Genomic DNA, 11,313 nt, shown 5'->3' with positions numbered 1-11,313 from the left:
TCGGCACCGCCGCCTGCAACAGCTGCATGATGATCGAGGCCGAAATATACGGCATAATGTTCAGGGCGAACACCGTCATCCGACCCAGCGCGCCGCCGGTGAACATGTTGAACATGCCCAGCACACCGCCGCCATTTTGCGACAGCATATGCTCCATCACTGTCGGATCGACGCCGGGGATCGGAATATACGTCCCCAACCGGAACACGATCAGCGCCCCCAGCGTGAACCAGATCCGTTTCTTCAGATCGGTCGCCTTCGAGAGGGTTTCGAGATTTAAACTCGATGCAAGCTGTTCAGCAGCGGAAGCCATGAATGATCCCCAAATAGCAACGGCGCCTCATGCGGATGAGACGCCGTTGGTTATATGCGTTGCGCTCGCTTCGGCAAAGGCCGGAACGCCGAAAGTTTTTTGCTGCTTCCCACAAAGAAAGCAGTTCTTTTTTGGAAAAAAGAACCAAAAAACTTTTGGTGGTTTTAGGCTGCTGCCGCTTCGGCTTTGGCCACCAGCGTTTTCACCGTGCCGCCGGCGCCCTCGATCGCGGCGATGGCGGTGGCGGAGGCACCGGACACTTCGATCTCGACCTTGGTCGAAATCTCGCCGCGTCCCAGCAGCCGCACGCCCGCCAGCTTCGAACCGGCATAAACCCCCGCCGCGCGCAGATTGGCCTCGGTGATCGGCGCCGAAGCGTCGAGCTTGCCGGAGTCGATCAACATCGCCAGCGTACCCACGTTCAGCGGCGCGTAATCCTTGCGGTTCACATTGGTGAAGCCGCGCTTGGGCATACGACGATAGATCGGGAGCTGACCACCCTCGAACCCGTTCAGCGAAACGCCCTCACGCGCCTTCTGACCCTTGACGCCCTTGCCGGAGGTCTTGCCCTTGCCGGAGCCGATGCCGCGGCCGAGCCGCTTGGATTTCAGCCGCGAACCCTTGTTGTCGCGGAGTTCGTTAAGATTCATGACCCAATTCCTCGACCTTCAACAGATGCGCGACCTTCTTGATCCGGCCCATATTTTCGGGCGTGGTCGCAAGTTCACGCGAAGAATGCATATGACGCAGACCCAGCCCGACCAGCGTCTCCTTCTGACCCGGCTTGCGCCCGATCGAAGACCCGGTCTGGGTAATCCGCACGCGCTTGATCGGGTCAGACATCGGCCACGACCTCCTTCTCACGCTTGGTGCCGAACAGATCGGCGACCTTCTTGCCACGACGCGCCGCCACCGTGCGCGGGCTCGCGCAATTGGCCAGAGCGGCCACCGTCGCCTTCACCATGTTATGCGGATTGCGGCTGCCGAGCGATTTGGCCACCACATCGCCGATGCCCAAGGTCTCGAACACCGCGCGCATCGGCCCACCGGCGATGATCCCGGTACCCGCCGGCGCCGAACGCAACACCACATGACCGGCGCCGTAATGGCCCTCGATATCATGATGCAGGGTACGACCTTCCTTCATCGGCACCCGGATCATGCCGCGCTTGGCCCGTTCGGTCGCCTTGCGGATCGCCTCGGGTACTTCCTTCGCCTTGCCGGCGCCGAACCCGACGCGACCCTTCTGGTCACCAACCACCACCAGGGCAGCAAACGCGAACCGACGCCCGCCCTTGACCACCTTCGCGACGCGGTTGATCGTGACCAGCTTGTCGATCAGCTCGTCACCATCGCGATCCCGCTCGCGCTCGCGGCCACGACCGCCGTCCCGTGCTTCACGTGCCATGCGCTATGCTCCTCAGAAGTCCAAACCGCTCTCGCGAGCGGCATCGGCCAAGGCTTTCACCCGGCCATGATATTTATACGCACCCCGGTCGAACGCGACCTTGGTGATCCCGGCTTCCTTGGCGCGCTCGGCAACCAATTTACCCACCGCCGCCGCAGCCGCCCGGTCCGCACCGGTCTTCAGATCGGCCTTCAACCCGGCATCGAGCGACGATGCGGCCGCGAGCGTGCGCCCGGCAGCATCATCGATCACCTGGGCATAGATGTGCTTGCCCGATCGAAACACGGAAAGCCGCAGCCGCCCACCCGATTTCTGCTTCAGCTGGTAGCGCAGGCGCTGACGGCGCCGCACTTCATTGTCATATGTCGCGGTCATTACTTCTTCTTGCCTTCCTTACGCCGGATCGCCTCGCCCTCGAACTTCACGCCCTTGCCCTTATAGGGCTCCGGCGGACGGAAGGCGCGGATCTCGGCACAAACCTGACCCACCAGCCGCTTGTCGATCCCCTCGACCTTGATCAAGGTCGGCTTCTCGCAGGAAATCTTGATGCCCGGCGGAACCGGAAACACCACATCATGCGAAAACCCCAGGTTCATCACCAGGTTCGAGCCCTGCACCGAAGCGCGGAAACCCGTCCCGGTGATTTCCAGAACCTTCGCATAGCCCTTCGAGACACCCTCGACCATATTGGCCACATTCGCGCGCGTGGTGCCCCACATCATGCGTGATGCGGCTTCCTTGTTGCGCGGAATCACCGCCAGCCGACCATCCTCGATCTTCGCCTCGACCCGTTCGGACACCGGCATGGTCAACTCGCCGAGCTTGCCCTTCGCGGTCAGAATGCCATCGACCACGGTGATCGAAACGCCCTGCGGCAGCGGAACCGGATATTTACCTACACGTGACATGATGCTGCCTCCTCAGAATACGCGGCAGAGCACTTCACCACCAACATTGGCAGTGCGCGCTTCGACATCGCTCATCACGCCGCGCGGCGTCGACAGGATGGAGATCCCCAACCCGGCATAAACCCGCGGCAATTCCTTGATCTTCGAATACACCCGGCGTCCCGGGCGGGAGATCCGCGTAATCTCCTTGATCACCGGCTCGCCCTCGTTATACTTCAGCTCGATGCGCAATTGCGCGACACCGGGGCGCAGATCCTCTTTCGAGAACCCGCGAATGAACCCCTCGCGCTTCAACACTTCGAGCACATTGGCCCGCAGATGCGAGGCCGGAGCGACACACATGGTGTGGCGCGCGCGCTGCGCATTACGGATACGGGTGAGCATGTCACCCAACGGATCAGACATCGACATGGCTTGCCCTCCTTACCAGCTCGCCTTGACCATGCCGGGGATCTGCCCGGCACTGGCCAAGTCGCGCAACGCGATGCGGCAAAGCTTGAATTTACGATAATTGCCGCGCGAACGGCCGGTCAGCTCGCACCGCAGCCGCACCCGCACGGCCGCACCATTGCGCGGCAGTTGAGCCAGCTTCATAGTCGCGTCGAAACGGTCCTCGACCGGCAGGGTGCGATCCATCACGATCGCTTTCAGGACCGCGCGCTTGCCCTTGTCGCGCGCCGCCATCTTTTCCCGCCGCTTATTCCGATTGACCTGAGAGGTCTTCGCCATCGTCTTCTATCCTCCGGAACCTGTCAGCACCCGCCGACGGTTTTCCCTAAAAACTGTGTACGCGCCCATCACACCCAAGCAAAACGACCCGCCGGGATAAGTACCCGGCCGACCCTCTCACACGAAGGGAATGCTGAACCCCTTGAGCAGTGCCTTCGCCTCGGCATCGTTCTTGGCCGTGGTGACGAACACGATATCCATACCGCGAACGGTATCGACCTTGTCATACTCGATTTCCGGAAACACGATCTGTTCCTTCATGCCCATGGCGAAATTGCCACGGCCATCGAAACCCTTACCGGAAATGCCGCGGAAATCGCGCACGCGCGGCAGAGCAATCGTGACCAGACGGTCGAGAAACTCATACATCCGCGCCCGGCGCAGCGTCACCTTGCACCCGATCGGCAGACCCTTACGGATCTTGAACCCGGCGATCGCCTTTTTCGCCACGGTCTTGACCGGCTTCTGCCCGGCGATCAGCGTCAACTCGGCCACCGCCTGGTCGAGCTTCTTCTGATCGGCCGCCGCCTCGCCAACACCCATGTTGATGACGATCTTTTCCAATTTCGGCACCTGCATCACGTTGGTGTAGCCGAATTCCTTCTGCAACGCCGCGCGCACCACATCGTGGTAATGCTGGTGCAGCCTCGTCTTGGCACTGGCCTCGCTCATGATACTACCCTCAACCGTCGATCACGGAATCGCTCTTGCGCGCGACCCGGACCTTGCGACCATCCTCGAGCGTGCGAAAGCCGATACGCGTGGCCTTCTTCGTCTCGGGATCGATCAATGCGATATTCGACAAATGGATCGGCATTTCCTTGCTGATGATGCCGCCCGGCTCACCCATGCCACGCGCCTTGGTGTGCTTCTTGGCCACCGCAACGCCCTGCACCACCGCCTTGTTCACGGTGGGCAACACGCGCAGCACTTCACCCTGGCGGCCCTTGCTGGCGCCGGCGATCACGATCACCTGGTCGCCCTTGCGGATACGTGCGGCCATATTACAGCACCTCCGGGGCCAGAGAAATGATCTTCATGAACTTGCGCGCCCGCAACTCACGCGTCACCGGCCCGAAAATACGGGTGCCGATCGGCTCCATCTGCTTGTTGATCAGCACGGCCGCATTGCGGTCGAACCGGATCACGCTGCCATCGGCGCGCCGCACCGGATAGGCGGTGCGCACCACCACGGCCTGATGCACATCGCCCTTCTTGACCTTGCCGCGCGGGATCGCATCCTTGATCGACACCACGATCACGTCACCGACCGAGGCGATCCGGCGCTTCGAGCCGCCGAGCACCTTGATGCACTGCACCCGCCGCGCACCGGAATTGTCGGCCACATCGAGATTGGATTCAACGATAATCATATCAGGCCACCTGTGCTTCGGTCGGTGCCGCGTTCAGCTGTTCGCCGTTGCGTGCGGTCACCAGCCACGCCTTGCGCTTGCTGATCGGCGGGCATTCCTCGATGCGCACCAGATCACCGGTGGCACAGATGTTTGCCTCGTCATGCGCCGCATACTTCTTCGAACGGCGAATGAATTTCTTGTACAGCGGATGCATGATGCGACGCTCGACCAAGACCGTAACGGTCTTGTCCATCTTGTCGCTCACGACCCGCCCGGTCAGGACGCGCTTTGGCATAACTCGTAACCCCTCAAACCTTGGCCGCAGCGCGGACGCGCTCGGCCATAATCGTCTTCACCCGCGCCACATCGCGCCGTGTCTTGCGCATCTGGCTGGTATTCTCCTGCTGGCCGGTCGCCCGCTGGAACCGCAGATTCAACTGCTCGCGCTTCAAATCCAGCAACAGATCATTGGTCTCGTCCGGCGACTTCAACCGAATGTCGGCCGCCTTGTTGACCCCGTCCTTCGCCATCTCAAGCCTCCCCGATGCGGGTGACAATTTTCGTCTTGATCGGCAGTTTCGCCGCCCCCAGGGTCAGCGCCTCGCGGGCGATCCCTTCGGCAACGCCGTCGATCTCGAACATGATCCGGCCGGGATGCACCCGCGCCACCCAGAATTCCGGGCTACCCTTGCCCGAGCCCATGCGCACTTCGGCCGGCTTGGTCGAAACCGGCAGATCCGGAAAAATCCGGATCCACACGCGGCCCGCACGCTTCATCTGCCGCGTGATCGCACGACGCGCCGACTCGATCTGCCGCGCGGTAATCCGCTCCGGCTCCATCGCCTTCAGCCCGAACGTGCCGAAATTCAACTGGGTGTTCCCCTTGGCCAGGCCGTGGATACGGCCCTTGTGCGCCTTGCGGAACTTGGTTCGCTTTGGTTGTAGCATAGTCTCAATCCTCGCTTAACGCTGCGGCGCTTGTTCGGCGGCCCGGCGGTCCTGCGCAAGCGGATCATGACCCATGATCTCGCCCTTGAAGATCCACACCTTCACGCCGCACGTGCCATAAGTCGTCTTGGCCGTCGCGGTGCCGAAATCGATATCGGCGCGCAACGTGTGCAACGGCACCCGGCCTTCCCGATACCACTCCATGCGCGCAATCTCCGCCCCACCGAGGCGACCACCGCAATTGATCCGAATCCCCTGCGCGCCCAGCCGCATCGCGGACTGCACCGCCCGCTTCATCGCCCGGCGGAACGCCACGCGGCGCTCGAGCTGCTGAGCAATGTTCTGTGCGACCAGCACAGCATCGATTTCCGGCTTGCGGATCTCAACGATGTTCAGCGAGACCTCGGCCTTCGCCATCACCGACAATTCCTTCTTCAGAACGTCGATATCCTGGCCCTTCTTGCCGATCACCACGCCAGGCCGCGCCGCATAAATCGTCACCCGCGGCTTCTTCGCCGGGCGCTCGATCAGCACTTTGGAAATGCCGGCCCCGGCAAGCCGCGTCATCAGATGCTCGCGCAGCTTCAAATCGTCATGCAGCAGCTTGGCATAATCGGTACCCGCAAACCACCGGCTGTCCCAGGTGCGGTTGATGCCGAGCCGCAGCCCGATCGGATTGACCTTGTGACCCATTACGCCTGCGCCCCTTCAATGATCGGACCCGCTGCATCGACCGGCCGATTCCGACCCGCCGCACTCACGCCCCGCGCGCTGCTCGCACGCTTTTCAGCCTTGGTAACGATATCCCGCTCCGCGACCACGATGCGCAGATGGCTGAACCATTTCTCGACCCGCGCCGCCTTGCCGCGACCCCGCGCCTGAAACCGCCGCATCACGATGCCGCGGCCGACCTCCGCCGTGGTGACGACCAGACGATCGACATCGAGCTGATGGTTGTTCTCGGCATTCGCCACCGCCGACTGCAACAGCTTCTTCACGTCCTGGGCGATCCGCTTCTTGCTGAACGTGAGTTCGGCGATCGCGCGCCCGGCCGGCAGGTTGCGAATCGAGGTCGCAACAATATTCAATTTGCGCGGGCTGACGCGAATGTTGCGCAACACCGCCTCGGCTTCGGTTTCCGCCAGCATGCGGGGATGATTGGGCTTGCTCATATCAGCCTCGTTTCGCCTTCTTGTCGGCCGAATGGCCGGTGAAACTGCGGGTCGGCGAGAATTCGCCGAACTTGTGGCCGACCATGTTCTCGTTGACCTGAACCGGCAGAAACTTCCGGCCATTGTAAACGCCGAACGTCAATCCCACGAACTGCGGCAGAATGGTCGAGCGGCGCGACCAGATCTTGATGATCTCGTTGCGGCCCGAAGCGCGCGAGGTCTCGGCCTTGGCCAGCATATACCCGTCAACGAACGGGCCTTTCCATACGGAGCGTGTCATCGATCAGCCCTTCCCGACCTTACGGCGCCGGATGATCAGATCATCCGTCCGCTTGTTCGAACGTGTCTTGTAGCCCTTGGTCGGCTTGCCCCACGGCGTCACCGGATGACGACCGCCCGAAGTCCGGCCTTCACCACCACCCAACGGGTGATCCACCGGGTTCATCGACACGCCACGGTTATGCGGACGACGACCCAGCCAGCGATTGCGCCCGGCCTTGCCGAGTTCCTGGTTCGAATGATCCGGGTTTGACACCGCCCCGATCGTCGCCATGCACTCGCCCCGGATCAACCGCAACTCGCCCGACATCAGCTTGACCTGGGCATAGCCCTGATCCTTGCCGACCAGCTGAGCGAACGTGCCCGCCGACCGCGCCATCTTGCCGCCGGCACCCGCCTTGATCTCGATATTGCAAATGATCGTGCCGACCGGAATCGCCGACAGCGGCATCGCATTGCCCGGCTTGATGTCGACCTTCAGGCCCGAAACCACCTGATCACCGACCTTCAACCGCTGCGGCGCCAGAATATACGACAACTCCCCGTCGGCATATTTCACCAGCGCGAGAAACGCCGACCGGTTCGGGTCATATTCCAACCGCTCGACAATCGCCGCCACATCGAACTTGCGCCGCTTGAAATCGACCAGCCGATAGGTCCGCTTATGTCCGCCGCCCCGGAAGTAGCTGGTGGTCCGGCCATGATTGTTGCGCCCGCCGGTGGAATGCTTGCCCTCGGTCAAACCCTTGACCGGCTTGCCCTTCCACAATTCCGAGCGATCGATCAGAACCGTGCCGCGCAGGCTGGCCGTGACCGGTTTGAAATGTTTCAATGCCATCGATTTCGCCTCAAGCCAGACGCGTCGTGAAATCGATCGACTGGCCCTCGGCCAGCGTCACGAACGCTTTTTTCAGATCAGACCGCTTGCCCGGCCGACCCTTGAAGCGCTTCGCCTTGCCCTTCTGGATCAGCGTGTTCACGCCGGTCACCTTCACGCCGAACAACCCCTCGACCGAGGCCTTGATCATCGGCTTGGTCGCATCGATCGCCACCTTGAACCCGACCTGATTGCGCTCCGACAGCGCGGTCGCCTTCTCGGTGATCAACGGCCCACGGATCACATCGAACATCGCCTCGCGCGACAACACGGGCTTCTTCACCGCCGGCGCCTTGCTGTCGGCCTTGCTCACACTGGTGCTCATGCCGCGATCTCCTCATGCGCCGCTTCGCCGTGCGGAACCTTCCCCGCCAGGCGCAGCTTCAAACCTTCGAGACCGGCCGTCGTGATCGCCAGAATGTCGTGGTGCAGAATGTCATACACATTCGCCCCCACCACCGGCAGCACATCGATCCCGATCAGATTGCGGCTCGCCCGGGCAAACCCGTCATCGACCACCGCATCGACCACCAAAGTCCGGCCCCAGCCGAGCTTCTTGATCTTGAGGCTCAGTTCCGACGTCTTGGCGACACCCGCAACCGTATCCAGCACAACCAGCTTACCCTCGAGCGCCTTCTGCGACAGCGCGAAAATCAACCCGAGCCGCCGCACCTTCTTGTTCAGCGAATACCCATGATCCCGCACCACCGGACCATGCACCACACCACCGGTGCGGAACTGCGGCGCGCGCAACGAACCCTGGCGCGCATTGCCGGTACCCTTCTGGCGGAACGGCTTCTTCGTGGTGCCCTGCACCTCGCCCATGCCCTTGGTCTTGTGCGTGCCGGCGCGACGCTTCGCCAACTGCCAATGCACCACACGCGCCATGATGTCCGGCCGCGGCGCCATGCCGAAATACTCTTCCGGCAGTTCGATCTTGCCGGCGGTCTCGGCTTGCAGATTATAAATATCGTATTCCATCGTCTCAGCCTTTCAACGCGGCAGGATAGGCCGCATCGGCCGGACGGGCTTTCTTCACCGCGTCACGCACGAACACATAGCCGTTCTTCGCACCCGGAATGCCGCCCTTGATCATGATCAGCCCGCGCGCCTCATCGACCGCCGCGATCTCGAGGTTCATCGTGGTGATCCGCTTGTCACCCAGATGACCCGCCATCTTCTTGTTCTTGAAGGTCTTGCCCGGGTCCTGACGGTTGCCGGTCGAACCCAGCGAACGATGGCTGATCGAAACGCCATGCGAGGCTTCAAGCCCGGCGAAGTTCCACCGCTTCATGCCGCCGGCGAAGCCCTTGCCCTTGCTGATGCCCGCGACATCGACCTTCTGCCCCGCGGTGAAATGCGTGGGCGAGAGCACCGCCCCGGCCTCCAGCACCGCATCGTCAGCCACACGAAACTCGACCAGGCGCATCGCCGGTTCGACCTTCGCGCGGGCATAATGCCCCTTCATCGGCTTGGACACGTTCTTGGTCTTGGCATGGCCGATCCCAAGCTGAACCGCCGCATAACCATCGGATTCCACGGTCTTACCGACCACCACCCGCACATCGTCCATGTGCAGCACGGTGACCGGCACATGGGTGCCGTCATCCCTGAACAACCGGGTCATCCCCAGCTTCTTTGCAATAATACCGGTGCGCATCACACTACTTCCAGATATCAGATCTTGATTTCGACATCGACGCCGGCCGCAAGGTCGAGCTTCATCAGCGCGTCAACCGTCTGCGGGGTCGGATCGACAATGTCGAGCAGCCGCAGATGAGTGCGGATTTCGAATTGTTCACGGCTCTTCTTATCGACATGCGGCGAACGGTTGACGGTGAAACGCTCGATATGCGTCGGCAGAGGAATCGGCCCCCGAACCTGCGCGCCCGTCCGCCGTGCGGTGTTCACGATCTCCTTGGTGCTGTTGTCGAGCACCCGGTGATCATACGCCTTGAGGCGAATACGGATATTCTGATTGTCCATCGTCAAAACCTATAGTCGTTACAAAGAGCGGGGGGTAGCATAACCAAAAAACCACCCCGCCCACCGGCCGAAGCCGGAAGGCGGGGTCATCTCAAACCGAAGCCTACTTCGTGACTTTCGCAACCACGCCCGAACCAACGGTCCGGCCGCCTTCACGAATGGCGAAGCGCAAGCCCTCATCCATCGCGATCGGCGCGATCAATTCGACATCGACGGTCACGTTGTCACCCGGCATCACCATCTCGACACCATCCGGCAAAGTCACCACACCGGTCACATCGGTGGTGCGGAAGTAAAACTGCGGGCGATAATTGGTGAAGAACGGCGTATGACGGCCACCCTCTTCCTTGTTCAGAATATACACCGAACCCGAGAAATTGGTGTGCGGCGTGATCGAACCCGGTGCGGCCAGAACCTGGCCACGCTCGACATCTTCACGCTTTGTGCCGCGCAGGAGCGCGCCGATGTTATCACCCGCCTGGCCCTGATCGAGCAGCTTGCGGAACATCTCGACGCCGGTGACGATCGTCTTCACCGTGGCCTTCAAACCCACGATCTCGACTTCGTCACCCACCTTGACGATGCCGCGCTCGACGCGGCCGGTCACCACGGTGCCACGACCCGAAATCGAGAACACGTCTTCGACCGGCATCAGGAACGGCTTGTCGATCGGACGCTCCGGCTGCGGAATATACGCATCGACCGCCGCCATCAGCTCGATCACGGCCTGCTCGCCGATCTCCGGCTGCTTGTCTTCCAGCGCGCACAGCGCCGAACCCTTGATGATGGGGATATCATCGCCGGGATACTCATACTTGTTGAGCAGATCGCGCACTTCCATCTCGACCAGTTCGACCAGGTCGGGATCGGCCATGTCCATCTTGTTCAGAAACACCACCAGCGCCGGCACACCGACCTGACGGGCGAGCAGAATGTGCTCGCGGGTCTGCGGCATCGGACCATCTGCGGCTGAAACCACCAGAATGGCACCGTCCATCTGCGCCGCACCGGTGATCATGTTCTTCACATAGTCGGCATGGCCGGGGCAATCGACATGGGCATAATGCCGGTTTGCTGTTTCGTACTCGACATGCGCGGTCGCGATCGTGATGCCACGGGCGCGCTCTTCCGGCGCCGCATCGATGCTGTCATAGGCGCGATACGTCGCACCACCCGACTTCGCCAGCACCTTGGTGATGGCCGCGGTCAGCGACGTCTTGCCATGATCGACGTGGCCGATCGTGCCGATGTTGCAATGCGGCTTGTTCCGCTCGAATTTAGCCTTGGCCATAGGTATCTCCGTCTCGTATTTGGGTCAGCGCCGCAATCAGAACCGGC

Annotated in this window: 22 protein-coding genes and 1 pseudogene; all 23 read right to left on the bottom strand. The window is 61.7% G+C overall.

Going from position 1 to position 11,313, the window contains the following annotated elements; genetic code table 11:
• Positions 1 to 313: pseudogene (locus tag ACP5E6_RS01675) on the bottom strand (preprotein translocase subunit SecY); the annotation flags it as partial.
• A gap of 164 nt (positions 314 to 477) precedes the next feature.
• Positions 478 to 963: a 50S ribosomal protein L15 gene (gene rplO / locus ACP5E6_RS01670; protein ID WP_427950792.1), complete on the bottom strand. Its 486-nt coding sequence runs from the start codon at positions 961 to 963 to the stop codon at positions 478 to 480.
• Positions 953 to 1,156, bottom strand: coding sequence for a 50S ribosomal protein L30 (gene rpmD, locus ACP5E6_RS01665; protein ID WP_427950789.1), 204 nt, complete (start codon positions 1,154 to 1,156; stop codon positions 953 to 955). The genes rplO and rpmD overlap by 11 nt, the downstream gene beginning before the upstream one ends.
• Positions 1,149 to 1,721, bottom strand: coding sequence for a 30S ribosomal protein S5 (gene rpsE, locus ACP5E6_RS01660; protein ID WP_427950786.1), 573 nt, complete (start codon positions 1,719 to 1,721; stop codon positions 1,149 to 1,151). The genes rpmD and rpsE overlap by 8 nt, the downstream gene beginning before the upstream one ends.
• A gap of 12 nt (positions 1,722 to 1,733) precedes the next feature.
• Positions 1,734 to 2,096 carry a 50S ribosomal protein L18 gene (rplR, locus tag ACP5E6_RS01655; RefSeq protein WP_029312068.1) on the bottom strand — a complete coding sequence of 121 codons (363 nt, stop codon included), beginning with the start codon at positions 2,094 to 2,096 and terminating at the stop codon, positions 1,734 to 1,736.
• Positions 2,096 to 2,629 carry a 50S ribosomal protein L6 gene (gene rplF / locus ACP5E6_RS01650; RefSeq protein WP_427950782.1) on the bottom strand — a complete coding sequence of 178 codons (534 nt, stop codon included), beginning with the start codon at positions 2,627 to 2,629 and terminating at the stop codon, positions 2,096 to 2,098. The genes rplR and rplF overlap by 1 nt, the downstream gene beginning before the upstream one ends.
• Before the next feature lie 12 nt (positions 2,630 to 2,641).
• A complete protein-coding gene (gene rpsH / locus ACP5E6_RS01645; RefSeq protein ID WP_029312066.1) occupies positions 2,642 to 3,040 on the bottom strand; it encodes a 30S ribosomal protein S8 in 399 nt (132 codons plus the stop codon).
• Positions 3,041 to 3,052: 12 nt separating this feature from the next.
• A complete protein-coding gene (gene rpsN, locus ACP5E6_RS01640) occupies positions 3,053 to 3,358 on the bottom strand; it encodes a 30S ribosomal protein S14 (protein WP_029312065.1) in 306 nt (101 codons plus the stop codon).
• A 117-nt stretch (positions 3,359 to 3,475) separates the two neighbouring features.
• Positions 3,476 to 4,030: a 50S ribosomal protein L5 gene (gene rplE, locus ACP5E6_RS01635; protein ID WP_427950777.1), complete on the bottom strand. Its 555-nt coding sequence runs from the start codon at positions 4,028 to 4,030 to the stop codon at positions 3,476 to 3,478.
• Between the two features lie 10 nt (positions 4,031 to 4,040).
• Positions 4,041 to 4,361, bottom strand: coding sequence for a 50S ribosomal protein L24 (rplX, locus tag ACP5E6_RS01630; RefSeq protein WP_427950775.1), 321 nt, complete (start codon positions 4,359 to 4,361; stop codon positions 4,041 to 4,043).
• Position 4,362: 1 nt separating this feature from the next.
• Positions 4,363 to 4,731, bottom strand: coding sequence for a 50S ribosomal protein L14 (gene rplN / locus ACP5E6_RS01625; protein WP_029312062.1), 369 nt, complete (start codon positions 4,729 to 4,731; stop codon positions 4,363 to 4,365).
• A 1-nt stretch (position 4,732) separates the two neighbouring features.
• Positions 4,733 to 5,008: a 30S ribosomal protein S17 gene (gene rpsQ, locus ACP5E6_RS01620; protein WP_427950772.1), complete on the bottom strand. Its 276-nt coding sequence runs from the start codon at positions 5,006 to 5,008 to the stop codon at positions 4,733 to 4,735.
• Positions 5,009 to 5,021: 13 nt separating this feature from the next.
• Positions 5,022 to 5,243: a 50S ribosomal protein L29 gene (gene rpmC, locus ACP5E6_RS01615; RefSeq protein WP_427950769.1), complete on the bottom strand. Its 222-nt coding sequence runs from the start codon at positions 5,241 to 5,243 to the stop codon at positions 5,022 to 5,024.
• Between the two features lies 1 nt (position 5,244).
• A complete protein-coding gene (gene rplP / locus ACP5E6_RS01610) occupies positions 5,245 to 5,661 on the bottom strand; it encodes a 50S ribosomal protein L16 (protein ID WP_427950765.1) in 417 nt (138 codons plus the stop codon).
• Positions 5,662 to 5,676: 15 nt separating this feature from the next.
• Positions 5,677 to 6,354: a 30S ribosomal protein S3 gene (rpsC, locus tag ACP5E6_RS01605; RefSeq protein WP_265636197.1), complete on the bottom strand. Its 678-nt coding sequence runs from the start codon at positions 6,352 to 6,354 to the stop codon at positions 5,677 to 5,679.
• Positions 6,354 to 6,833 (bottom strand): 50S ribosomal protein L22, encoded by a 480-nt coding sequence (rplV, locus tag ACP5E6_RS01600; RefSeq protein ID WP_427950761.1) that lies wholly within the window; start codon positions 6,831 to 6,833, stop codon positions 6,354 to 6,356. Before rplV ends, rpsC begins: the two co-directional genes overlap by 1 nt.
• A gap of 1 nt (position 6,834) precedes the next feature.
• Positions 6,835 to 7,113 carry a 30S ribosomal protein S19 gene (gene rpsS / locus ACP5E6_RS01595; protein ID WP_029312056.1) on the bottom strand — a complete coding sequence of 93 codons (279 nt, stop codon included), beginning with the start codon at positions 7,111 to 7,113 and terminating at the stop codon, positions 6,835 to 6,837.
• Between the two features lie 3 nt (positions 7,114 to 7,116).
• Entirely contained in the window at positions 7,117 to 7,950 is an 834-nt protein-coding gene (gene rplB, locus ACP5E6_RS01590) for a 50S ribosomal protein L2 (RefSeq protein ID WP_029312055.1), read from the bottom strand.
• 10 nt (positions 7,951 to 7,960) lie between these two features.
• On the bottom strand, positions 7,961 to 8,257 hold the full coding sequence (locus ACP5E6_RS01585) for a 50S ribosomal protein L23 (RefSeq protein WP_286702512.1): 297 nt from the start codon (positions 8,255 to 8,257) through the stop codon (positions 7,961 to 7,963).
• Between the two features lie 53 nt (positions 8,258 to 8,310).
• Complete coding sequence (rplD, locus tag ACP5E6_RS01580) at positions 8,311 to 8,970, bottom strand: 50S ribosomal protein L4 (protein ID WP_427950757.1); 660 nt, start codon at positions 8,968 to 8,970, stop codon at positions 8,311 to 8,313.
• 4 nt (positions 8,971 to 8,974) lie between these two features.
• Positions 8,975 to 9,649, bottom strand: coding sequence for a 50S ribosomal protein L3 (rplC, locus tag ACP5E6_RS01575; protein ID WP_427950754.1), 675 nt, complete (start codon positions 9,647 to 9,649; stop codon positions 8,975 to 8,977).
• 17 nt (positions 9,650 to 9,666) lie between these two features.
• On the bottom strand, positions 9,667 to 9,975 hold the full coding sequence (rpsJ, locus tag ACP5E6_RS01570; protein ID WP_029312051.1) for a 30S ribosomal protein S10: 309 nt from the start codon (positions 9,973 to 9,975) through the stop codon (positions 9,667 to 9,669).
• 103 nt (positions 9,976 to 10,078) lie between these two features.
• Positions 10,079 to 11,266, bottom strand: a complete 1,188-nt coding sequence (gene tuf / locus ACP5E6_RS01565) for an elongation factor Tu (RefSeq protein ID WP_427950750.1) — start codon at positions 11,264 to 11,266, stop codon at positions 10,079 to 10,081.
• Between the last annotated feature and the right edge of the window lie 47 nt (positions 11,267 to 11,313).

It is taken from the genome of Acidiphilium sp., assembly GCF_049977125.1.
Lineage (GTDB): Bacteria > Pseudomonadota > Alphaproteobacteria > Acetobacterales > Acetobacteraceae > Acidiphilium.
Note: the sequence above shows the minus strand (reverse complement) of the source record. Positions and strands in the feature narration are given on the sequence as shown.